We start from the raw sequence: 21,167 nt of genomic DNA on the forward strand, positions 1-21,167 counted from the left end.
AGAAGAAACCAGTCGCATTTCCCCACGAGAGGATCCCCATGAAATTCGCCCCCGTCGCCGTATCCGCCATCGCCATGTCGCTGGCCGCCTGCACCAGTGCGCAGGCCGAACCCGTCGCCAGCGCGCCGCTCGCGCCCGTCGCCTCGGAAGACCCCTATCCGATGACGCCGGCCGGTGCCGCCGCGTGGGTCGCCATGGTGGAGAAGGACCTGTTCGACTTCTCGGTAGAATTCGGCCGCGTATCATGGATCAACTCTACCTACATCATGCATGACAGCGATGCGCTGGCTGCCAAGTACGGCGCGGTCGCGACGGAAAAGTCGGTCGCCTATGCCAACAAGGCGGCGGAATATGCCCGCGTGGCCGGCCTCGATCCCGAAGTCGCCCGCAAGCTCGACATCCTGCGCAACGGCATCGTGATGCCTGCCCCGGTGCGTGACGGCGCGGCCACCGAACTCAACGAAATCGCCACCAGCCTCAACAGCCAGTACGGCAAGGGCAAGGGCACGCTGAACGGCAAGGAAATCAGCGGTTCGGATATCGAGGCCGAGATGGGCAATCCCGAGCGGACGCCCGCTGAACTGGCCGAGATGTGGACCAGCTGGCACGACAATGTCGGCGCCCCGATGCGCGGCGATTACCTGCGCATGATCTCCATCGCCAACGAAGGTTCGAAGGAGCTGGGCTTCAAGGACCTCGGCGCCATGTGGCGTTCGAACTACGACATGGACCCTGACCAGTTCGCCGCCGAGACCGAGCGGATGTGGCAGGAAGTGAAGCCGCTATACATGGCGCTCCACACCTATGTCCGGTCGAAGCTGAACGAGAAGCACGGGGATGCGGTGCAGCCCGCCACCGGCCCGATCCGTGCCGACCTGCTCGGCAATATGTGGGCGCAGGAATGGGGCAATATCTACCCGCTGGTTGCGCCCGCCGGGGCGGGTGACATCGGTTACGACCTCACCGATTTGATCGAGAAGAAGGGCGTGGACGAAGTCGGCATGGTCCGCGTGGGCGAAGATTTCTTCTCCTCGCTCGGCTTCAAGGAATTGCCCGCAACCTTCTGGGAACGCAGCCAGTTCGTGAAGCCGCAGGACCGTGAAGTCGTCTGCCATGCCAGCGCCTGGGACATCGACAATGTCGACGACCTGCGCATCAAGATGTGCATCAAGAAGAACGCCGACGACTTCATCACCATCCACCACGAGCTGGGCCACAACTACTACCAGCGTGCCTACAACCAGCAGGACTACCTGCACCTCAACGGCGCGAACGACGGCTTCCACGAAGCCATCGGCGACATGGTAGCGCTGTCGATCACGCCCGAATATCTCGTCCAGATCGACATGCTCGATCCCAAGGACGTGCCGAGTGCAGACAAGGATATCGGCCTGCTGCTGCGCCAGGCGATGGACAAGGTGGCCTTCCTGCCGTTCGGCCTGATGGTCGATCGTTATCGCTGGGGCCTGTTCGACGGCTCGATCCCGGCGGACAAGCTCAATGCCGGCTGGACGGACCTGCGCCTCCAGTACCAGGGCATCACGCCGCCCGTCGCGCGTGACGAGAGCAAGTTCGATGCGGGCGCCAAGTACCACATCCCCGGCAACGTGCCTTACACGCGCTATTTCCTCGCACGGATCCTGCAGTTCCAGTTCTACAAGGCTGCTTGCGACCAGGCGGGCTGGGAAGGGCCGCTGCACCGCTGTTCGTTCTACGGCAACGAGGAGGTCGGCAAGAACCTCAACGCCATGCTCGAAATGGGCGCCAGCAAGCCGTGGCCCGACGCGCTCGAAGCCTTCACCGGCGAACGCCAGATGAGCGGCAAGGCGATGGTCGAATACTTCGCGCCGCTGATGGCGTGGCTGGAAGAACAGAACAAGGGCAAGCCGCAGGGGTGGTAAGGATGCGGACACTCGCTCTCCTCGGTCTTTCGGTCGCGGCCTGCGCGCCGGTAGCCGGGGAGGCGCCGTCCGCGCCGGCTCCGGCAGGCGTGTCGGGCGCGCTGTTCGTGGCGGGCAAGTTCGAGAACCGGCTCGCCAAGGTCGATCTGGCCACGGGCGAGCAGGTTGTCTCGGTCGAAAGCTGCGCCAACCCGCATGAACTCGCGACCTCGCCGGACGACCGCTACGTCGCGCTCGCCTGCTATGGCGGGACGACGGTCGATATTTTCCGCACGTCGGACCTCGGGCTGGTCGCCAGCCACGATCTCGGGCCGAATGCACGCCCGCACGGGATCGTCTGGCACTCCAACGGGCACATTTATGTCACTGCCGAGGGCCAGCAGGCGGTCCACGTGCTGTTCAATCCCCACAAGGGGAAAAGCGACGTGAGCCTCTCGTTCGCCACCGGCAAGCGGGGCAGCCACATGCTGGCGGTCTCGCCTGCGGCCGATGCCGTCTGGACCACCGATCTCGGGTCGCGCACCGTAACCCGCGTTTCGCTGCGGGGTGAAGGAGCGCCGCTGTCGGTTGAAGTGGGCGAAGAGCCGGAAGGCATCGCTCTCAGCCCCGACGGAAAGACGTTGTGGGTTTCGGCCCGCGGTTCGGACAAGGCCTTTGCGCTCGATCCGCAGACCATGGAAATCCGGCAGGAAGTCGCCACGGGCGATTTTCCCCTGCGCATCGCGATCCGCCCGCAGGGCGATTTCGCAGTTACCAGCGACCTTGCGGATGGCGGCCTGACAGTCATCGATCTTGCCAGCGGCAAGGCCGTGCGCAGCATTGCCGTGTCCAGCCGCGAGGAAGCCGAAGCGAAGACGCAGGTGACCATCCTCTGGTCGCCCGATGGCAAGCGCATCTACGTGGCGGAGACCACCGCGAACACCATCGCGGAAGTCGATTTCGCAACCGGCAGGGTGCTACGCAGGCTCCCGGGCGAAGGCGGAGGTGATGGAATGGCGGTTATCCAGTGAGCAAGTCGAAGGACCTTTCTGTCGTCGGCTGGCGCGAGCTGGTCCATTTGCCGGAACTCGGCCTCCACGGCGTACCTGCCAAGATCGATACCGGCGCGCGCACGTCCTCGCTCCACGGCGAAGTGATCGAGGAATTCGAGCGTGACGGTGAGAAATTCGTCCGTTTCGCTGTCGATTTCGGCGCGCAGCACGTCCGCCAGGTGTGCGAAGCGGTCCACGTCGATATCCGCGGCATCACCAGTTCCAATGGCGAGACGCAATATCGCTATGTAATCAAGACGCCGTTGCGTATTGGCGATCTCGAGTTTCGTGCCGAAATCAGCCTAGCCAATCGCGCGGACATGAGATTCCCCATGCTGGTCGGCCGCTCTTCGCTGCGTCGCCGATTTCTCGTGGATTCAGGGTATTCCTGGCTCCAGACGCCCGAAATGAAGACCAAGAAAGGCCACAAGCCATGAAGATCGCCATGCTGGCGCGTAATCCCAATCTCTATTCGCACCAGCGCCTTGTCGAGGCAGCGGAGGCGCGCGGACACACGCTCGATATCCTCAACACCACGCGTTGCACCGTCCACATCGCGAGCCACCGGCCGCAGGTGTTCTATAATGGCGAAAAGGTCGCCCGCTACGACGCGGTGATCCCGCGCATCGGGGCCTCGATCACGAACTACGGCCTTGCGATCCTGCGTCAGTTCGAAATGCAGGGCTGCTGGCCGCTGAACGAAAGCGTCGCCATCGGCCGCAGCCGCGACAAGCTTCGCTCGATGCAGATCCTTGCCAAGCACGGCCTCGGCCTGCCGCTCACGGCCTATGCCAACGACCCCAAGCAGGCTGAAGAAATCATCAAGGCGGTGAAGGGGCCGCCGGTGGTCATCAAGCTGCTCGAAGGTACGCAGGGCATCGGCGTCGTGCTTGCCGAAACCATGTCATCGGCCAAGTCGGTGATCGAGGCTTTCCGCGGGGCCAACGTCAACATCCTGGTGCAGGAATTCATCAAGGAAGCGGGCGGCACCGACATCCGCGCGCTGGTCGTCGGCGGCAAGGTCGTCGCGACGATGAAGCGCACCGGAGCGGCCGACGATTTCCGCAGCAACCTTCACCGCGGCGGCAGCGCCGAACTCATCAAGATCACGCCGGCCGAACGCGCCACGGCGGTCAATGCGGCCAAGCGCATGGGCCTCAACGTCTGCGGCGTCGACATGCTGCGTTCGAACCACGGTCCCGTGATCATGGAAGTGAACTCCTCGCCAGGCCTCGAAGGCATCGAGAAGGCGACAGGCAAGGACATTGCCGGCATGATCATCGAGTTCATCGAGAAGAGCGCCAAGGACGGCAAGACCAAGACCAAGGGAACGGGCTGAACCCTTCCTTCAGGCGTTCCTTGCCGTGAGCCCCCCGTCCACGGGTATCACCGCTCCGGTGATGTAGCTCGCTGCGGGCAGCACCAGCGACAGGATCACGTGCGCGACCTCTTCCGGCTCGCCATAGCGCTTTAGCGCGGTGCGACGCCGGGCGAAGGTTTCCTTGTGTTCCTCCGGCACGGCCTGCGTCATCGCGGTGCGGATGGGGCCGGGGCACACGCAATTGACCGTAATGCCTTCGGGCCCGAGATCGACCGCCAACCCGCGCGTCAGGCCGGTCACGCCGGTTTTCGCCGCCACATAGGGCGTGTCGCCGGGGGTTGCGCCGAGGCCTTCGGTCGAGGCGATATTCACGATCCGCGGTGCATCGCTGGCGCGCAAATGGGGCAGGGCGGCGCGCACGGTACGTTGGTGGGCAGTCAGCATGACGGCAAGCGCGCGGTGCCACACCTCCTCGTATTCCTCGCCCGCATCGAGCGCGCAGAAGCTCGAGACGCCGGCATTGTTCACCAGGATATCGATCCCGCCGAAATCAGCAGCGATCCGGCTGACGACCGAGGCGATGGCGTCCTTGTCAGCGACGTCCAGCGCGTAGGGCCTGGCCCCGTTGCCGCACTCACGCGCCACCGCCTCGCAGGCCGCGAGGTCGCGGTCCGTCACGGCGACGCGTGCGCCTTCCTTGGCGAACAGCAGCGCGGTTGCGCGCCCCATGCCACTGGCAGCGCCGGTGATTACGGCTATGCGGCCCGCGATCGAACGGGAGCGGTTTACGGCTTCGGTCATGACATCCCCTCTTTACAGGGGGCGTTATCACGCAAATCCCCGGCGGTGGGAAGCGCAAGTCAGCCGGACGCGTGCGTCTCGCTATTCTGCGGCCATCTTGAGGAGTTCGATCTCCTCGCGCAGTCGGGCCAGCTCCATTTCGTAGAGCCGCGTGCAGTCGAGCCGCGCCGGTTTCTCGCCGAGCGGGATGGTGACGCGCACGTATACGAGGGCGCGCTGGTCACGCTCCGGGCTGTAGAAGCGCAGCGCATTGTCGTCTTCCGGCAGCGGGCTGGCGGCGCTCCCCGCAGCGCCCATGTCGAGATAGGCGCCGTTCGAGTTCATCGACTGGCGGCAGCGTGTTCCGCTGGCGGTCTCGATCGAATCCTCGCCGCCGGTCCCGTGCGGAGCGGCGGGAAGATGGACACCTTGCGATTGCGCATGGGCCTGTGTGCTAGCGAGTGCTGCGCAGGCGGCGAGCGCCGAGTTTCGAACAAACGCGTGCATGGACGGAAACCCTCCTTTCCTCGATCCGCTCGGCGCACAGGCGGAAGCGGACCTCTTCGCCCGGAACCAGCCCGTCGACAACGACGAGGATCCGGCGATTTGCCCTTGGGGCGATGGTACTGACTGACGGAAGGATGGTGACGCGTTCGGCTGCGATGCCGCTGCCTTCCTCCACGAACGCGCGGAAGCGATGCGCGCCCGGATAGGGATTGCGAAGCGTGAGGTAGAGACCCTTGCGTTCGCTGGCGGTGGTGCCGCTCTTTTCCAGCGGTCCAAGCCCGACAGCCATTGCGCTCCCCGCGCTTGCGGCAAGAACCAGTGGGCAGAGGCTTCGAACAAGGCTCATCCTGAGCATGTGACCACCGTCACGATCGAATAGTCACCGGCAGCGAAGCCGCTCGGGTCCTCGGCCTTGGCATGGACGGTGTAGACGTCCGCCAGATCGGAAGAAGTGCTGGTCGACTGCGCGCTGGTATAGGCCTGGGAGGCACCGTCGAGCGAAGTGTACCTGATCTGCGGCGTGATGCCCGAGACATCGTTCGCCGAGGTGATGGTCGGGGCACCAAAGGATAGCGTGGGATCACTGCCCAAGGCCGTGACCGTTACAGTCGCCGCAGCGCCGCCTGAATTCTCCGATGATAAGCTGGTGTAATCGGTATTCGGCGCAAGGGCACCGTCCGACACGATCAGCGAACAGGTGGCCAAAAGCGAACCATCGAATGTAACAGGCTCCGCCGCAATCGGCGCGGCCAGCACCGCTCCGCTAGCGGCAGTCGCAAGCCCAAGTGTCCTCTTTCGCATGCTTCACCTCCTTCTTCGGGAGGTCATGGATAACGAACGCCCTTAAAGGGCCGGATAGCGTGGGCCTGCGTATTACTGCCTAGGCGATTACCGGAAGGGCGGCTCGTTGAAAGCGCGCAGCTTGCGGCTGTGGAGGCGCGGGCCTTCTTCGCGGAGCAGGCGGCAGGCGGTGACACCGATCTGGAGGTGGGCCGCGATGGCTTCCTCGTAGAACTTGTTCGCCTGGCCGGGCAGCTTGATTTCGCCGTGGAGCGGCTTGTCCGAGACGCACAGCAGCGTGCCGTAGGGCACGCGGAAGCGATATCCCTGGGCAGCGATGGTGGCGCTTTCCATGTCGATGCCGACCGCACGGGAGAGCGAGAGCCGGCGGGCCGAGCTGGTGTAGCGCAGTTCCCAGTTGCGATCGTCGGTGGTGACGACGGTGCCGGTGCGCATGCGCTTCTTCAGGTCACTGCCGTGTTCGCCCGACACCTCTTCCGCTGCGCCTGCCAGCGCCTGCTGGACTTCGGCGATGGCGGGAAGCGGGATTTCGGGCGGTAGCACCGGGTCGAGCACGTGATCGTCACGCAGGTAAGCGTGGGCGAGGACGTAGTCGCCGATCTTCTGGCTCGGACGCAGACCGCCGCAGTGGCCGATCATCAGCCAGGCTTCGGGGCGCAGCACCGCAAGGTGGTCGCAGATCGTCTTCGCGTTCGAGGGGCCGACGCCGATATTGACCAGCGTGATCCCGCCGCCGTTTTCGCCCACGAGGTGATAGGCGGGCATCTGGTGGCGGCGCCATGCCGTGTCCGACAGCTGCGCCCGTGCATTGTCGGTCGCCTTGGTCAACAGCAGGCCGCCGGCACCGGCCAGCGCGGTGTAACCGTTCCTGCCCAGCTGCGAGCCTGCCCAGTCGACGAACTCGTCGACATAGCGGTGGTAGTTGGTGAACAGGATGAAGCGCTGGAAGTGCTGCGGGTCGGTGCCCGTGTAGTGGGCCAGTCGCGCAAGGCTGAAATCGGTGCGCAATCCGTCGAACAGCGACAGCGGGATCGGGTCGTCCGGATTGTCGAGCTCGATACCGTCGGCCAGCTCGTCGCCGATATCGGCGAGGTCCGTGGAGGGGAAGTGGCGCGCGATCTCGTTGGGGTCGATCCCGGCGAGAACCGCGCCGGCCTCGCCGTCGAGGACATAGGGGAAGGGGATTTCCTGCCGAGAGGAACCCACTTCGACCTCGACCTCGTAGTTCGAGCCGATCAGTTCGAGCTGTTCGCGCAGGTAATTGCGGAACAGGGCGGGGCGGGTCACCGTGGTCGCGTAGAGGCCCGGCATGTTGAGCCGGCCGAAGGCGCGGTTGGCACCGTCGGGCATTACACCGCCGCGAAACAGCAGGCGAAGTTCGGGATAGGCGTAGCTGCCGTCCTTGCGCCGTTCGGCGGCAGGCAGTTCGCGGGTCTTTCCGAAAGCGATCACGTCGTCGCGCAGGCGGTGGATGGCCGCATCGTAGACGGATTCAAGCTTGTCGATGATCTGGTCGATCGATTCCATGGCTGGTTTTTCTCCTGGCTCTTTGTTGTTTTCGTGACACCTCCTGCCACAGGAAGGCGCCTGTTACAAAAAGGGCGCGGAGACCGAAGTCGCCGCGCCCTGATTGTCCGGTTGTCGAAGAGATCAGCCCTCGGCGTTCTCTTCGTCGCCACCTTCGAGCATGTCGGCGGGAATTTCGCCGGGCTCGAGGTTGGGTTCGATGCGGGTTGCTTCGGCCTGCTCTTCGATCTCGCGCTGTTCGTCTTCGAACATCTGCGCAAGGACATCGACGCCCTGGCTCTGCAGCTCGGCTTCGTCGTCCGAACGGGCGACGTTGGCCTTGATGGTGACCGAAACTTCTGGGTGGAGGTCGATGCGCACGTCATGCATGCCGATCGTCTTGATCGGGTTGCCCATGATGACCTGCTTCTTGTCGATCTCGTGACCCTTTTCGGCAAGGCCGTTCACGATGTCGCGAACGTTGACCGAGCCGTAAAGCTGGCCGGCGTTCGACGAAGCGCGGATCAGGGTGATTTCGACACCGTCGACCTTTTCACCGGCCTTTTCGGCTTCGGTGCGGCGTTCGGCGTTTTCCTTTTCCAGGCGATCGCGGTTGGCTTCGAAGACCTTCTTGTTCGCCTCGTTGGCGCGAAGGGCCTTCTTCTGCGGAAGCAGGTAGTTGCGTGCGTAGCCGTCCTTCACGGTGACGACGTCACCGATCGTGCCGAGCTTTTCGATGCGCTGAAGGAGAATGATATCCATGATGTCTTCCCCTTACTTCACGATGTACGGCAGCAGGCCGATCTGGCGGGCGCGCTTGATGGCCTTGGCCAGCTCACGCTGCTTCTTCGCGCTGACGGCGGTGATGCGGGACGGGACGATCTTGCCACGCTCGGACATGAAGCCCTGGAGCAGACGGACGTCCTTGTAGTCGATCTTCGGCGCGTTCTTGGCGGCGAAGGGGCACGACTTGCGGCGGCGGAAAAACGGGCGGGCCATCAGTCACGCTCCTCACGTTCACGGCGCTTCTTCGAGTCGCGCTCGTTCTTGCGCATCATGACCGACGGGCCGGTTTCGTGCTCGTCGACGGCGATCGTCATGTAACGGATCACGTCTTCGTTGATGCGGGTCTGGCGTTCGAGTTCGGCAACGACGGAGCCGGGGCCCTCGATGTTGAGCAGAACGAAATGCGCCTTGCGGTTACGGTCGATCTTGTAGGCGAGGTTCTTGAGACCCCAGGTCTCGGTCTTGGTGACCTTACCGTTGTTCGCTTCGACGATTTCGGTCGCCGTGGCGGCGAGCTGGTCTACCTGAGCCTGGCTCAGGTCCTGTCGCGCCAAGAAGACATGCTCGTAGAGAGCCATGCTCTTGTCCTTTCACTTGCTGGCCGATCGCTGGCTGATCCGCGGGATTGCGGGGCCCCTCCGGCTTTCTTCATATCCGTCGCCCGGAAGCGAGGGATGCGCGCACATAGCGGGATTCTGCGCGAATGCAAGCCAAACTCTCCCCTTGCCGGGGCGGAACGTGCGGGGCAGGGGGCCGTTGCCCGTGAAACTGAGGAGATAATGCGTGCCCGGCGGACTTGTAGCGCTTCTTGACGATATTTCGGTCATCGCCCGCACTGCGGCCGCATCGCTGGACGATGTCAGCGTCGCAGCGAGCAAGGCAGGCACCAAGGCTGCGGGCGTGGTCATCGACGATGCAGCGGTGACGCCGTCCTATGTCACGGGCCTCAATCCTGCGCGTGAGTTGCCGATCATCTGGAAGATCACCAAGGGAAGCCTGCGCAACAAGCTTATCTTCCTGCTTCCGGGCGCGCTTCTGCTCAGCTGGTTCCTGCCCCAGGCGATCACCTACATCCTCATGCTCGGCGGCAGTTACCTTTCGTTCGAGGGCGCGGAAAAGGTGCTGGAGAAACTGGGCGGCGAAAAGCACGGCAAGACGCTCGACGATGCGATTTCCGATCCGGTCCAGTTCGAGCGCGAGCGGGTGAACGGCGCCGTTCGCACCGATCTCATCCTGTCGGCTGAAATCATGGCCATCTCGCTCAACGAGATTGCCACCATGACCGACAGCTTCTGGGTGCGTGCCGCGGCGCTTGCGGCGGTCGGCATCGCTATCACGGTCATCGTTTACGGCGCCGTAGCCCTGATCGTGAAGATGGACGACGTCGGCCTGCATCTGGCGAAAAGGGAATCGAGCACCGCGCAGAACTTCGGCAAGTTCCTGCTCCGGGCGATGCCTTGGCTGCTGGCGGCGCTGTCGTTCATCGGCACCATCGCCATGCTATGGGTCGGCGGCGGGATCGTCCTTCACGGGCTGCATGAAATCGGCATCCACGGCCCGTCCGACTGGGCGCACGGGATCCAGCACACGGTCGAAGCCGCGACCGGAGCGCTTTCGGGCTTCCTCGGCTGGTTGACCTATGCAGTAATTTCGGCCCTGTTCGGGCTGATGCTCGGCTTCGTCATCGTCTTCGTGCTGCACAAGGTATTGGGCTTCGGCCACGGCGTGGGCGAAGGCGCCGAAGCGCACTGACAGTCAGGAAAGGCGTTCGAACACCCGCTGGGCGAATTCGCTCAACGTATCGTCGCGCGCGCCCATGACCACGATACGGTCGCCCGGGCGCGCCATGCTGACCAGCCGGTCCTCGACATCCTTGCGGGCAGGGACATGCTCGGCATGGCCGCCAGCTTCGCCGATCAGTGCGATGATGCGCTCGCTCCCCTCGCTGCGGTCGACGGTCCCGCCGAAATAGACGGGGTCGGACAGGATCACGAGGTCGTCGTCACCAAGTTCGGCGGCGAAGGTCTGGGCCAGTTCGGCGCCCATCTGCCGCAAGGGGCCGTAGCCGTGCGGCTGGAAGAAGGCGATCACGCGGCCCGGATGCGCTTTCAGCGTTCGCAAGGTGGCGGCGCACTTTTCCGGATTGTGCCCGAAATCGTCGATCACGGTAATGGCTGCGTGTGTGGTGCCGACGATGTCGAACCTGCGCGCAAGGCCCTTGAAACCGGCGAGCGCCTGCACCGAATCCCGCACCGGAACACCGGCGGCGGCGGCAGCTGCAATTGCGGCGAGGGCATTGGCGAGGTTGTGCCGGCCGGGCATTTCGAGGCGTAGAGGATACTGGCTGCCGTCGTGCCGGTCGATGACCAGCGCCGCCTGGCGCACCGGCCCTTCGGCGATGCTGTCGGGGACGATGCCGATCTGAGCCTTGTCCTGCTCGATGCCGAAAGTAATGACTTCCTTTGCATGCGGCAGCAGGGCGAGCGCTTCGGGATCGTCGGCATTGATCACCGAAATGCGACTGCGCGAGAGGTAGTCGCCGAACAGCTGGCGCAATTCTTCCATGCTCTTGTGATCGAGGCTGACGTTGAGCAGCACGCCTACTGCCGGGCGGTAGAGTGCGATGGACCCGTCGCTTTCGTCCACCTCGCTGACATAGAGGCTCTGCGATCCCACGACCGCGCTGGCGAAAGGCCGATCGGGCGAGACGAAGTTCTTCATCACGGCGCCGTTCATGATGGTCGGCGCGCGTCCGGTTGCCTCAAGGATCCAGCCGAGCATGCCGGTGACGGTTGACTTGCCGCTCGTCCCAGCGACGGCGAGGCCGGCGCCGCTGGTGTTGAAGAGGATCGAATTGAGCTCTGCCCGGGTAAGCCGCAGGCAGGCGAGCTCCGTGGCACGCTGGATTTCCGGAACCGTGTCCTCGATTGCGGCCGAGGCGACGACGATCTGCTCGCCCGAGATGATCCCGCTGCCGTCCTGCGGGTAGAGTGCGAAGCCCTGCCGTTCCAGCGCGGCGAATTTGACCGGCGTGCGCCCCTGGTCGTGGCTGCGGTCGGAACCCGCCACACTACAACCGCGCCCTTTCAGGATCTGCGCAAGCGGTAGCATCCCCGATCCGCCGATCCCGACGAAGAAGAACGGGCGGGCAAACAGGTCTTCGGGGCTGGGGAAGTCAGTCATCGCGGTCTCGCTATGCAGTTGCAGCCGCCAAGACAAGCAGGCATGACGCAGGCGTGCACCGTCCCGTCCGAAAAGTCGCCATTTGCGCCCCCGCAACGCCTTTGAAGCGCGAATATGCGGAGCGCGTGACCGCGCTGGCTGCTGCCGAGTTTCCGGACCTCGAGCTGCATTTCCACGAACAGTGTTTCGTCGAGGAAGGGCATTTCGCAGGACCCGACGAACTCCGCCTCGCTGCCTTGCTCGAATGCGCGAACGATGCGTCCGTTGACGCGATCTGGTTCGCCAAGGGCGGCTACGGGTCGAACCGCATCACGCAAGGTTTCCTCGACCATGCGAATGAGGCGGCGCGGGCCAAGGCCTATGTCGGCTATTCGGACTGCGGGACCCTGCTGGGCGCGCTCTACCGCAATTCCCTCGGCCATGCGGTCCATGCGCCCATGCCTTGCGACCTGGCGCGGGAGGGCGGGGATGAAGCCATCCGCCGCGTGCTCGCATGGTTCGGCGGCGACGATGGCGGACTTGAGCCCGGCCTTGGCGAAACGCCTGCGGTCGCCTTCAATCTCTACACGCTCGCCATGATGCTCGGAACGCCCTTCATGCCGGACCTTTCGGGGCACGAGGTGCTGGTCGAAGAGGTTGCCGAGCATGAATATGCCATCGACCGGCTGTTCTTCCACGTCACTGCGCAACTGGGAGGCGTGGCAGGCATCCGCTTGGGCGAGGTCACGGCCATCCCCGAAAACGACCGGCCTTTCGGCGCTACGGTAGTGGAAATTGCGCAGGACTGGTGCAGCCGTAGCGGCATTCCCTATCTCGGCCGCGCCGAGATCGGGCACACCGCTACCAACAGGATCGTGCCCTTCGGCCTTGAGGCGCGCGGCACACGGGCCTAAGCGCCGCTCCCGAACAGGAGAGTAACATGACTGCATTCATCTTTCCCGGACAGGGAAGCCAGAAGGTCGGCATGGGCGTGGACCTCGCCGAGGCCAGCGCGCATGCCCGCGAGGTGTTCGAGGAAGTCGACGACGCGCTGAACCAGAAGCTTTCCGCCGTGATGAAGGACGGGCCTGAAGGCGAACTGACGCTTACCTCCAACGCCCAGCCTGCGATCATGGCGAACTCGATTGCCACCTTGCGCGTGCTGGAAAAGGAATTCGGCGTCGTGCTGGCCGACAAGGCCGCCTGCGTCGCGGGCCATTCGCTCGGCGAATACAGCGCGCTGTGCGCGGCGGGCGCTTTCTGCCTTGCCGAGTCCGCCAAGCTGCTGCGCCTGCGCGGTATCGCCATGCAGGACGCGGTTCCGATCGGCGTGGGCGCGATGGCCGCGCTGCTGGGGGCCGATATCGAAAAGGCAACCGCGCTCGCCGCTGCCGCTGCCGAAGGGCAGGTGTGCGAAGTCGCCAACGACAACGATCCCACGCAGGTCGTCATTTCCGGCCATGCCGAAGCGATCGACCGCGCCATCGAACTGGCCAAGGATCACGGGATCAAGCGCGGCATCAAGCTGCCCGTATCCGCACCCTTCCATTGTTCGCTGATGGAGCCGGCCGCCCGCCGGATGGAAGCCGCGCTGGCGGAAACCGCGCCCTCGGCCTTCACCGTCCCGATCTTCGCCAATGTGACCGCTTCGCGCGTCACCGATCCTGCCGAGGAACAGCACCTGCTGGTCGAGCAGGTCACCGGCCGCGTGCGCTGGCGCGAAAGCGTCATCGCCATGCGCGAGGGAGGTATCGAACGCTTCGTCGAACTGGGCGGCAAGGTGCTCGGCCCGATGGTCGGGCGCATCGACAAGGAGGCGACCACCATCAGCCTCGTCACCATGGAAGACCTCGAGAATTTCGCCAAGGAGAACGCATGATGTTCAGCCTCGAAGGAAAGACCGCCCTCGTTACCGGCGCCAGCGGCGGCATCGGTTCCTCGATCGCCCGCGCTCTTGCTCGCCAGGGCGCCCGCCTCGCGCTGTCGGGCTCCAACGCGGCCAAGTTGCGCGCCTTCCGCGAGGAGCTGAACGACGAATTCGGGCACGACCATGTCGAGATCACCTGCAATTTGTCCGACACGAAGCAGGTCGAAGAACTGATCCCGGCGACCGTCGACACGCTCGGCCGGATGGACATCCTCGTCAATAATGCCGGCATTACGCGCGACAACCTCGCCATGCGCATGAAGGACGAGGAATGGGACGAGGTGATCCGCATCAACCTCGAGGCGAGCTTCCGCCTGATGCGCGCCAGCGCGCGTCCGATGATGAAGGCCAAGGGCGGTCGCATCATCTCGATCACCAGCGTGGTCGGCCACACCGGCAATCCGGGCCAGATGAACTATACTGCGGCCAAGGGCGGCCTCACTGCCATGTCGAAGAGCCTCGCGCAGGAACTCGCCAGCCGCAACATCACGGTGAACTGCGTCGCACCGGGCTTCATTCGCACGGCGATGACCGATGCGCTGACCGACGACCAGAAGGGCGCGATCAATTCGCGCATTCCCATGGGCCGCATGGGCGAGGGTGACGAGATCGGCGCTGCCGTGGCCTATCTCGCCAGCGACGAGGCGGCCTATGTCACCGGCCAGACCATCCATGTGAACGGCGGCATGGCGATGATGGGATAAACCCCTTTTATCCCCAAGGAATCGGTCATGTAGCGGGCTGGCAGGGCGCTCAAGCCTTGCCCCCGCATACCGCCCCGCTAGGGTGGATATCCGTATTCCGGCGCTCAGGGGCGATTCCGGCCCTTCGCGCGCCCAACAGGGACGAAAGAAGGACCCATGAAGGCCACTATCGAACGCGCAACGCTGCTGCGCTGTCTCTCCCACGTGCAGTCGGTCGTCGAACGCCGCAACACCATCCCGATCCTGTCGAACGTGCTCATCGAAGCCGAAGGCAACGGGCTGAAGGTCATGGCGACCGACCTCGATTTGCAGGTGGTGGAGCACATGGATGCCGCCAGCGTGGAATCGTCCGGCGCGATCACCGTTTCGGCCCACCTGCTGTTCGACATCGCGCGCAAGCTGCCCGAAGGTAGCCAGGTCAGCCTCGAAACCGCGGAAAATCGCATGGCGATCAAGGCCGGGCGCAGCCGCTTCTCGCTGCCGACGCTGCCGCGCGACGATTTCCCGGTGATCGTGGAAGGCGACTTGCCGACCAGCTTCGAACTGCCGGCCAAGACGCTTGCCGAAATGATCGACCGCACGCGGTTCGCCATCTCGACCGAGGAAACGCGCTACTATCTCAACGGCATCTTCCTGCACGTGTCGGACGAAGACCAGCCGGTGCTCAAGGCTGCGGCGACCGACGGCCACCGCCTTGCCCGTTTCACCCTGCCGCGCCCGGCAGGCGCGGAAGGCATGCCCGACGTCATCGTGCCCCGCAAAGCCGTGGCCGAACTGCGCAAGCTGCTGGAAGAGAAGATGGACGGCAACGTCCAGATCGACCTGTCGGCGAGCAAGATCCGCTTCACGCTTGGCGGTGAAGGCGGTGTAGTCCTGACCAGCAAGCTGATCGACGGCACTTTCCCGGACTATTCGCGCGTCATTCCGACCGGCAACGACAAGCTGCTGAAGCTCGATCCGCGCACCTTCCACGAAGGCGTCGACCGCGTGGCGACCATCGCTACGGAAAAGACCCGCGCGGTGAAGATGGGTCTCGAAAAGGACAAGGTCGTGCTGACCGTGACCTCGCCCGACAACGGCACCGCGACCGAGGAACTGCCCGCCGAATATGGCGCGGACGGGTTCGAAATCGGCTTCAATGCCAGCTATCTCAAGGACATTCTCGGCCAGATCGACAGCGACTCGGTGGAAATCCACCTGGCCGACGCAGGCGCGCCGACGCTGATCCGCAAGGACGACAACAGCCCCGCGCTCTACGTCCTGATGCCGATGCGGGTTTAATCCTCGCAAAGGCCAATTCCTGCCGCTAGCGTCTCTCCCCGCAAGAAGGAGAGACGCCATGCAGCAGGTTCACGTCGACAAGTCTAAACTGGCCAGTGCCGAACTGGTCGATATGGACGCGGGCGCGCTGGCCGATGGCGGCGTGCGTCTGGCGGTCGAGAGCTTTTCGGTCACGGCTAACAACGTGACCTATGCCGTGGTCGGCGACGGCTTCGGCTACTGGAATTTCTTCCCCGCACCCGAAGGCAAGGGCATCGTGCCCATGTGGGGCCATGCGCGCGTCGTCGAAAGCAACAGCCCAGATTTCGCGGTGGGTGAGCGGGTTTACGGCTACCTTCCCATGGCGAGCCACCTCGACGTGATCCCGGGCAAGGTAAGCGCGTCGGGCTTCGTCGACATGGCGCCGCACCGCCAGCCGATGAGCCCGATCTACAACCAGTATTCGCGCCTCGCTGCCGATCCCGAACACGATCCGGCGCGCGAAGGTGAGCGGATGATCTTCGGGCCGCTGTTCAAGACCGGTTTCCTGATCGAGTATTTCATGCGCTCGCAGGACTGGTTCGGGGCAGGGCAGGTCGTGCTGACCAGCGCTTCGTCCAAGACCGCCATGGGGCTGGCCAGCGTTGCCAAGCGCCGCTCGCCATCCGTCCGTCGTATCGGCCTGACTTCAGCCGGCAATGTCGATTTCGTGAAGGCCAGCGGTCTCTATGACGAGGTGCTGTCCTATGACGAGGTTTCCAGCATCCTGCCGGAGCCCAGCGTTACCGTCGATTTCGCAGGCAATGCCGGACTGCTCGGCCAGCTGCATCACCATTTCGGCGACGCGCTGAAATACTCCTGCCTCGTCGGCGCGACCCATATCGAAGAGCGCGGCGGCGGCCTTGGCGGCGGTACGAGCCTTCCCGGACCGACGCCCACGCTGTTCTTTGCGCCTGACCATGCCGTCGCCCTGTTCAAGGAACACGGCCCCGAAAAAGCTGGCGCTATGGTCGCCGAAAGCTGGCACGGCTTCCTTGAGGACGCCGGCGGCTCGATCGAGATCGAGCGTCACCAGGGCCTCGGCGCGGCGCGCGACGTCTTCGTCGAGATGCTTGGCGGCAAGGTCGATCCCGCCAAGGGAATCGTGATCGAACCCTAGATTTCGATGGCAATCTTGCCGAAGTGACCGCCGCTTTCCTGGTGGCGGAACGCATCGGCGAGCCGTTCCAGCGGGAATGTGTCGCTGATGACCGGCCTGATGCCGTTCGCCTCGATGGCGGCGATCATGTCCTGCTGCATCTTGCGGCTGCCCACCGTCAGGCCCTGGACCTTGAGGTTCTTTGAGAAGAGCAGGGCGGTCTGCACCGGCCCGGCAAAGCCAGCGAGAACACCGATCAGCGCCACATGGCCGCCTACGCGGGTCGCCAGCATCGATTGGTCGAGCGTGCCGGCGCCGCCGATTTCCACTACACAGTCGACGCCGCGGCCACGGGTGATGGCCAGCGCCTGTGCGCCCCAGGCTTCGGTTTCGCGGTAATTGATGAGGTGGTCGGCACCCATCGCCTTCACACGCTCCAGCTTCTCGCCGGATGAGCTGGTGGCGATGACCGTTGCGCCTGCCGCCTTGGCGAACTGCAGGGCGAAGATCGACACGCCGCCGGTCCCCTGGACCAGCACGGTGTCGCCAGGCTTGAGCGAATAGTCCACGAACAGCGCGCGCCATGCGGTCAGCGCCGCGCAGGTCAGCGTCGCTGCCTCGGCATGGCTGTAGCCGGCGGGAGCGCGGGTGAACCAGTGGGTGGGCGCGGTCACCTTCTCGCAGGCATAGCCGTCGATCCCGTCGCCCGGCACGCGGGTGAAAGCGGTCTGCGGCGGATCCCCGTCTATCCAGTCGGGGAAGAAAGTGCTGACCACGTGGTCGCCGACTGCAAACTCGGTAACGCCTTCGCCGACCGCGCTGACCGTGCCTGCGCCGTCCGACATGGGAATGCGGCCCTGCTGCGTCGGGATCATGCCCTTTACGACGGCATAGTCGTGGTAGTTGAGCGAACTGGCCTTCAGGTCAACCGTGATCTCTCCGGGCCCCGGCGCGGCGGGGGCGTCGATATCGACGAATTCGAGGGCTTCGAGGGTGGAGGGCGATGCGCCGGTGCGGATCGCCTTCATTCTGCCGCCTCCGCCAGTTCGGCGCGTTGCGGACCGCGGATCAGCCCGCCCGGCGCTTCGCCGGTCCATTTGCCTTCACGAAAGGTCACGACGCCGTTCTTGATCGTGGCGACATAGCCTTCGGCTTTCTGGAGCAGGCGCTTGCCGCCCGCAGGCAGGTCGAAGGCAAGCCACGGCTTGCCCAGCTTCAGCCGGTCCATGTCGATGATGTTGATGTCGGCGAGATAGCCGGGGGCAAGGACGCCGCGATCCTCGAGGCCATAGAGCCTTGCGGTATCGGCGCACTGGCGCTTGATCGCGTTTTCCAGCCCGATCGTACCGCGCGAACGGTCGCGAACCCAGTGCTGCAGCATGAAGGTGGGCGAGGCGGCATCGCAGATCGTCCCGCAATGCGCGCCGCCGTCCGACAGCGAATTGACCGTGTCGTCGGCGTGCTGGAGATCGTGGAGGAAGTCGAGATTGCCGTCCGCGTAATTGAGGATGGGCAGATAGATGAAGCCCTTGCAATCGTCGCGGCAGAGCAGGTCATAGGCGTATTCATCGCCCGAAACGCCTGCCTTGGCAGCGCGGGCCATGATGCTTTCCTCGGCAGTCGGCTCGTAATTGAAGTCCGGGTCCATCTCGAACTGCATGTTCCAGCCGCCGCACACGACCATGATCAGGCCGATGATGTCCTGGTTGACCTCGGAAAAGTCGTGCTGCTCTGAAAGGAGCCTGGCCTTGAATTCCGGGTCGAGCAGCTTCGCCTTCTGCTCCTCCCACGGAAGCTCGGCGATTTCCTGCCAGCTTGGCTTGAGGCGGAAGGGGTGGACGGTGCCCTGCCACGCCATGACGATGCCGTTTCCGCGCAGCGCGATCTGGGCGACGATGTTCGCGCCATTGTCGTTCTCCGCGCGCATGGAAGCGATCTGCTCGTCGAGCGGCATTTCCTTGGCGATGGACTGGAGCGCGGCGAAAGTGACGGGAAGGCCGGTTTCGCGGCTCAGCTTGCCCATCCAGCCGAACTCGTCCCATTCGCGCATCATGTCGCTGGCCATTTCGAACACGCCGTGACCCGCGCGGCCCATGGCGCGGCCGATCTCGACCAGTTCTTCCGCAGTGGCCGTGGTGCCGGGCACGACCTCCCCGTCGACATCGCGGTGAAGCACGGTGCGCGAGGTCGAGAAACCGAGCGCGCCGGCGCGCACGCCTTCTTCGACGATGGCCGACATCTTCGCGATGTCATCCTCGGTCGGAATGGCGCCCGGACGCTCCCTGTCGCCCAGTACGTAGGCGCGGACCGAGCCGTGCGGGACATGGGTGCCCACGTCGACCGTGCGCGGCAGTTTTTCGAGCGCATCGAGGTATTCGGGGAAGGTCTCCCAGTCCCAGCTCATGCCTTCGGCCAGCGCGGTGCCGGGGATATCCTCGACCCCTTCCATCAGGCCAATCAGCCATTCGTGCTTGTCGGGCTTGGCCGGAGCGAAGCCGACGCCGCAATTGCCCATGACGACCGTGGTGACGCCATGCCAGCTGGACGGAGCCATCTCCTGGTCCCAGGTTGCCTGGCCGTCGTAATGCGTGTGGATGTCCACGAAGCCCGGCGTCACCAGCAGGCCTGCCGCATCGATCTCTTCCGCCGCGTCGCCGGAGACTGTGCCGACCTGGGCAATCAGGCCGTCCTTGATGGCAATGTCGCCGGTGAAACGCGCTGCGCCGGTCCCGTCGACGATGGTGCCGCCGCGGATGATCGTATCGAATGTGGGCATGTGGTGATCCTCTCTCTCGGAAGAGAAGGTTCCACATTGCAACCGATATGTCTAGCGCGCTTTAGGGAGTCCGCTCGGGCATCCGCACCGCGAGCAGAATGCCGAGCCCGACGACGAACAGCAGCGAGATGGCGGCCATGCCGATGCGCTGGTCGCCCGACCACAGGGTGAACTGTTCTACCAGCAGCGGACCCATCCAGACTGTGATGGTGCCGGCGATGGCATAGAGCCCGAAGAACTCGCCGCTGCGCCCGGCCGGAGCAAGGGTGACGAGCATGGTCCGGCTGGACGAGATGCTGGCAGTGGCGGTCACGGCAATGACGCTGATCGAGCAGAGATAAACGAGGTCGGAAAGCGTCGGGAAGACGACACCATCCCAGACCGTGAAGTTCGCGACCGTGCCGAACAGCAGGCTGTCCCGCGTGATGCTGAGCTGGAACAGGCCGACCACGATCATCGCGAAGATTTCGAGTGCGAGCGCGCGTTTGACGCCCACTTTCTCTTCCAGCCAGCCGCCGAAAATGCCGCCTGCGAAGGCCCAGGCGCTGGCGAAGATCGCGTAGCAGAGCATCTCGAGGAAGTTCCATTCGAGGAACAGCGCGACATAGACCGCACCCAGCGCCAGCAGGGCGGCCATGGCGTCGGCATAGAACATCCGCGCGACGAGGAATTTCAGCAGCTCGCGGTACGTCGCCGCCTCGCGCACCGTGCGCCATACGCTGCGCGCCCCGTCACGGAACGCGGCTCGCCAGCTTGCGCCGGGTACGCCGGGATCCTTCGCATGGAGGAAGAAGTGGATCGAAAACAGCGCCAGCCACACGGCGCAGATCGGGCCTGCGAGCCGGGCGTGCTCGAACTTGGTAAGGTCGAGACCGAATTGCGGCTCGGCAAAGGGCCAGCCGACCATGGCGGGCAGGACGAACAGCAGGGCGATGGCTGCAAAGATCAGCGTCGCCGCGCCATTGCCGAGGCCCAGGCCAAGGCCGGAAATCATCGCCAGCCTGCGCGGTTCGCCCGACACGCTCAGCATCGCGTTATGGGTGACTTCCGAATAGGTATAGCTGACATAGGCGATCACCAGCAGCGCCATGATCATGCCGACGGGCAGGCCTTCGCCGCCCGGCATGGCAAACCACAGCATTGCCGAACACAGCGTAATCAGGCCGAGGAAAATGGCGAGGATCGGCTTCAACCGCCCGCCGCGATCCAGCGCTGCCCCCAGAAACGGGGCCGTCAACGCGGCAATCAGGCCTGCCCATTTCGTGACCGATGCGATCGTCGCCTGTCCCTGCGCATTGGCGGCGGCACGGGCCTCTTCAGGCGGAAGGCCATCCAGCGTACCGCTTGCCAGCAGGTCCGCCCCGATGATGTCGCGCGCGAAATAGGGTGCGAAAATGTAGATGACGATCAGGATGTAATAGGGATTGCGAGCCCATTCGAAGCTGGCCCACGCAAGGCCAGTCCGGCCGAGCGCACCGCCTTCGCCGGTCGAGTGGCGGACCGGCTGGCTGGCCAGAGGATTGGCGGCAACTGCGGGATCGGTGGCTATCGTCATTCCCCTCCCGAC

Annotated in this window: 22 protein-coding genes; 10 read left to right on the plus strand and 12 right to left on the minus strand. The window is 64.3% G+C overall.

The features are described 5' to 3' along the window. Positions 1-38: 38 nt before the first annotated feature. The 4 genes from LCL94_RS12275 to rimK are packed head-to-tail and all read left to right on the plus strand — an operon-like array spanning position 39 to position 4,271. On the plus strand, positions 39-1,901 hold the full coding sequence (locus tag LCL94_RS12275; protein ID WP_224832443.1) for a M2 family metallopeptidase: 1,863 nt from the start codon (positions 39-41) through the stop codon (positions 1,899-1,901). Positions 1,902-1,903: 2 nt separating this feature from the next. Further along, on the plus strand, positions 1,904-2,911 hold the full coding sequence (locus tag LCL94_RS12280; RefSeq protein ID WP_224832444.1) for a beta-propeller fold lactonase family protein: 1,008 nt from the start codon (positions 1,904-1,906) through the stop codon (positions 2,909-2,911). After that, on the plus strand, positions 2,908-3,369 hold the full coding sequence (locus LCL94_RS12285) for an ATP-dependent zinc protease (protein ID WP_224832445.1): 462 nt from the start codon (positions 2,908-2,910) through the stop codon (positions 3,367-3,369). The genes LCL94_RS12280 and LCL94_RS12285 overlap by 4 nt, the downstream gene beginning before the upstream one ends. After that, positions 3,366-4,271, plus strand: a complete 906-nt coding sequence (gene rimK / locus LCL94_RS12290) for a 30S ribosomal protein S6--L-glutamate ligase (RefSeq protein WP_222553532.1) — start codon at positions 3,366-3,368, stop codon at positions 4,269-4,271. Before LCL94_RS12285 ends, rimK begins: the two co-directional genes overlap by 4 nt. Before the next feature lie 9 nt (positions 4,272-4,280). Here the strand turns inward: rimK and LCL94_RS12295 are convergent, their stop codons facing one another. From LCL94_RS12295 to rpsF, 8 genes are all read right to left on the minus strand, one after another. After that, entirely contained in the window at positions 4,281-5,054 is a 774-nt protein-coding gene (locus LCL94_RS12295; RefSeq protein WP_224832446.1) for an SDR family NAD(P)-dependent oxidoreductase, read from the minus strand. Between the two features lie 81 nt (positions 5,055-5,135). Further along, positions 5,136-5,540: a hypothetical protein gene (locus LCL94_RS12300; protein WP_224832447.1), complete on the minus strand. Its 405-nt coding sequence runs from the start codon at positions 5,538-5,540 to the stop codon at positions 5,136-5,138. Continuing rightward, entirely contained in the window at positions 5,488-5,829 is a 342-nt protein-coding gene (locus LCL94_RS12305; protein ID WP_224832448.1) for a hypothetical protein, read from the minus strand. The genes LCL94_RS12300 and LCL94_RS12305 overlap by 53 nt, the downstream gene beginning before the upstream one ends. A 53-nt stretch (positions 5,830-5,882) precedes the next feature. Then, the gene (locus LCL94_RS12310; RefSeq protein WP_224832449.1) at positions 5,883-6,341 is read right to left on the minus strand and encodes a hypothetical protein; all 459 of its coding nucleotides are present in this window, start codon (positions 6,339-6,341) and stop codon (positions 5,883-5,885) included. Between the two features lie 87 nt (positions 6,342-6,428). After that, positions 6,429-7,868, minus strand: a complete 1,440-nt coding sequence (locus tag LCL94_RS12315) for an AMP nucleosidase (protein ID WP_222553527.1) — start codon at positions 7,866-7,868, stop codon at positions 6,429-6,431. A 123-nt stretch (positions 7,869-7,991) separates the two neighbouring features. Next, the gene (gene rplI, locus LCL94_RS12320; RefSeq protein WP_222553526.1) at positions 7,992-8,609 is read right to left on the minus strand and encodes a 50S ribosomal protein L9; all 618 of its coding nucleotides are present in this window, start codon (positions 8,607-8,609) and stop codon (positions 7,992-7,994) included. Positions 8,610-8,621: 12 nt separating this feature from the next. Then, the gene (gene rpsR / locus LCL94_RS12325; protein WP_160606845.1) at positions 8,622-8,846 is read right to left on the minus strand and encodes a 30S ribosomal protein S18; all 225 of its coding nucleotides are present in this window, start codon (positions 8,844-8,846) and stop codon (positions 8,622-8,624) included. Then, the gene (rpsF, locus tag LCL94_RS12330; RefSeq protein ID WP_160606847.1) at positions 8,846-9,211 is read right to left on the minus strand and encodes a 30S ribosomal protein S6; all 366 of its coding nucleotides are present in this window, start codon (positions 9,209-9,211) and stop codon (positions 8,846-8,848) included. The genes rpsR and rpsF overlap by 1 nt, the downstream gene beginning before the upstream one ends. Before the next feature lie 205 nt (positions 9,212-9,416). On the opposite strand from rpsF, the gene LCL94_RS12335 reads away from it, so the two are divergent. Further along, on the plus strand, positions 9,417-10,385 hold the full coding sequence (locus LCL94_RS12335) for a DUF808 domain-containing protein (RefSeq protein WP_224832450.1): 969 nt from the start codon (positions 9,417-9,419) through the stop codon (positions 10,383-10,385). Between the two features lie 3 nt (positions 10,386-10,388). On the opposite strand, the gene LCL94_RS12340 is transcribed toward LCL94_RS12335, so the two are convergent. Beyond that, positions 10,389-11,816 (minus strand): glutamate ligase domain-containing protein, encoded by a 1,428-nt coding sequence (locus LCL94_RS12340; protein WP_224832451.1) that lies wholly within the window; start codon positions 11,814-11,816, stop codon positions 10,389-10,391. A gap of 53 nt (positions 11,817-11,869) precedes the next feature. Here LCL94_RS12340 and LCL94_RS12345 point away from each other — a divergent pair, with 53 nt between their 5' ends. The 5 genes from LCL94_RS12345 (at position 11,870) to LCL94_RS12365 (ending at position 16,845) form a co-directional block, all read left to right on the plus strand. After that, on the plus strand, positions 11,870-12,709 hold the full coding sequence (locus LCL94_RS12345) for an LD-carboxypeptidase (protein WP_224832452.1): 840 nt from the start codon (positions 11,870-11,872) through the stop codon (positions 12,707-12,709). 26 nt (positions 12,710-12,735) lie between these two features. After that, a complete protein-coding gene (gene fabD, locus LCL94_RS12350) occupies positions 12,736-13,674 on the plus strand; it encodes an ACP S-malonyltransferase (protein ID WP_224832453.1) in 939 nt (312 codons plus the stop codon). Further along, a complete protein-coding gene (fabG, locus tag LCL94_RS12355) occupies positions 13,674-14,426 on the plus strand; it encodes a 3-oxoacyl-[acyl-carrier-protein] reductase (RefSeq protein ID WP_160609051.1) in 753 nt (250 codons plus the stop codon). Before fabD ends, fabG begins: the two co-directional genes overlap by 1 nt. Before the next feature lie 156 nt (positions 14,427-14,582). Further along, positions 14,583-15,707: a DNA polymerase III subunit beta gene (gene dnaN, locus LCL94_RS12360; protein ID WP_224832454.1), complete on the plus strand. Its 1,125-nt coding sequence runs from the start codon at positions 14,583-14,585 to the stop codon at positions 15,705-15,707. A gap of 58 nt (positions 15,708-15,765) precedes the next feature. Further along, positions 15,766-16,845 carry a DUF2855 family protein gene (locus LCL94_RS12365; RefSeq protein ID WP_224832455.1) on the plus strand — a complete coding sequence of 360 codons (1,080 nt, stop codon included), beginning with the start codon at positions 15,766-15,768 and terminating at the stop codon, positions 16,843-16,845. Here LCL94_RS12365 and LCL94_RS12370 read toward each other — a convergent pair. The 3 genes from LCL94_RS12370 to LCL94_RS12380 form a co-directional block, all read right to left on the minus strand. Then, positions 16,842-17,852, minus strand: coding sequence for a zinc-dependent alcohol dehydrogenase family protein (locus LCL94_RS12370; RefSeq protein WP_224832456.1), 1,011 nt, complete (start codon positions 17,850-17,852; stop codon positions 16,842-16,844). The genes LCL94_RS12365 and LCL94_RS12370 overlap by 4 nt on opposite strands. Further along, entirely contained in the window at positions 17,849-19,600 is a 1,752-nt protein-coding gene (locus LCL94_RS12375) for an N-acyl-D-amino-acid deacylase family protein (protein WP_224832457.1), read from the minus strand. Before LCL94_RS12375 ends, LCL94_RS12370 begins: the two co-directional genes overlap by 4 nt. Before the next feature lie 61 nt (positions 19,601-19,661). Next, positions 19,662-21,155 carry an MFS transporter gene (locus LCL94_RS12380; protein ID WP_224832458.1) on the minus strand — a complete coding sequence of 498 codons (1,494 nt, stop codon included), beginning with the start codon at positions 21,153-21,155 and terminating at the stop codon, positions 19,662-19,664. Positions 21,156-21,167: the final 12 nt, after the last annotated feature.

This window comes from Qipengyuania gaetbuli, from assembly GCF_020171365.1.
GTDB lineage: Bacteria > Pseudomonadota > Alphaproteobacteria > Sphingomonadales > Sphingomonadaceae > Qipengyuania > Qipengyuania gaetbuli_B.

Excerpts from the sequence above, each read along its gene's own strand:
- LCL94_RS12275 (WP_224832443.1), top strand. The coding sequence starts at position 39 with ATGAAATTCGCCCCCGTCGCCGTATCCGCCATCGCCATGTCGCTGGCC.
- LCL94_RS12280 (WP_224832444.1), top strand. The coding sequence starts at position 1,904 with ATGCGGACACTCGCTCTCCTCGGTCTTTCGGTCGCGGCCTGCGCGCCG.
- rimK (WP_222553532.1), top strand. The coding sequence starts at position 3,366 with ATGAAGATCGCCATGCTGGCGCGTAATCCCAATCTCTATTCGCACCAG.
- LCL94_RS12295 (WP_224832446.1), bottom strand. The coding sequence starts at position 5,054 with ATGACCGAAGCCGTAAACCGCTCCCGTTCGATCGCGGGCCGCATAGCC.
- LCL94_RS12300 (WP_224832447.1), bottom strand. The coding sequence starts at position 5,540 with ATGCACGCGTTTGTTCGAAACTCGGCGCTCGCCGCCTGCGCAGCACTC.
- LCL94_RS12305 (WP_224832448.1), bottom strand. The coding sequence starts at position 5,829 with ATGGCTGTCGGGCTTGGACCGCTGGAAAAGAGCGGCACCACCGCCAGC.
- LCL94_RS12310 (WP_224832449.1), bottom strand. The coding sequence starts at position 6,341 with ATGCGAAAGAGGACACTTGGGCTTGCGACTGCCGCTAGCGGAGCGGTG.
- LCL94_RS12315 (WP_222553527.1), bottom strand. The coding sequence starts at position 7,868 with ATGGAATCGATCGACCAGATCATCGACAAGCTTGAATCCGTCTACGAT.
- rplI (WP_222553526.1), bottom strand. The coding sequence starts at position 8,609 with ATGGATATCATTCTCCTTCAGCGCATCGAAAAGCTCGGCACGATCGGT.
- rpsR (WP_160606845.1), bottom strand. The coding sequence starts at position 8,846 with ATGGCCCGCCCGTTTTTCCGCCGCCGCAAGTCGTGCCCCTTCGCCGCC.
- rpsF (WP_160606847.1), bottom strand. The coding sequence starts at position 9,211 with ATGGCTCTCTACGAGCATGTCTTCTTGGCGCGACAGGACCTGAGCCAG.
- LCL94_RS12340 (WP_224832451.1), bottom strand. The coding sequence starts at position 11,816 with ATGACTGACTTCCCCAGCCCCGAAGACCTGTTTGCCCGCCCGTTCTTC.
- fabD (WP_224832453.1), top strand. The coding sequence starts at position 12,736 with ATGACTGCATTCATCTTTCCCGGACAGGGAAGCCAGAAGGTCGGCATG.
- fabG (WP_160609051.1), top strand. The coding sequence starts at position 13,674 with ATGTTCAGCCTCGAAGGAAAGACCGCCCTCGTTACCGGCGCCAGCGGC.
- dnaN (WP_224832454.1), top strand. The coding sequence starts at position 14,583 with ATGAAGGCCACTATCGAACGCGCAACGCTGCTGCGCTGTCTCTCCCAC.
- LCL94_RS12365 (WP_224832455.1), top strand. The coding sequence starts at position 15,766 with ATGCAGCAGGTTCACGTCGACAAGTCTAAACTGGCCAGTGCCGAACTG.
- LCL94_RS12370 (WP_224832456.1), bottom strand. The coding sequence starts at position 17,852 with ATGAAGGCGATCCGCACCGGCGCATCGCCCTCCACCCTCGAAGCCCTC.
- LCL94_RS12375 (WP_224832457.1), bottom strand. The coding sequence starts at position 19,600 with ATGCCCACATTCGATACGATCATCCGCGGCGGCACCATCGTCGACGGG.
- LCL94_RS12380 (WP_224832458.1), bottom strand. The coding sequence starts at position 21,155 with ATGACGATAGCCACCGATCCCGCAGTTGCCGCCAATCCTCTGGCCAGC.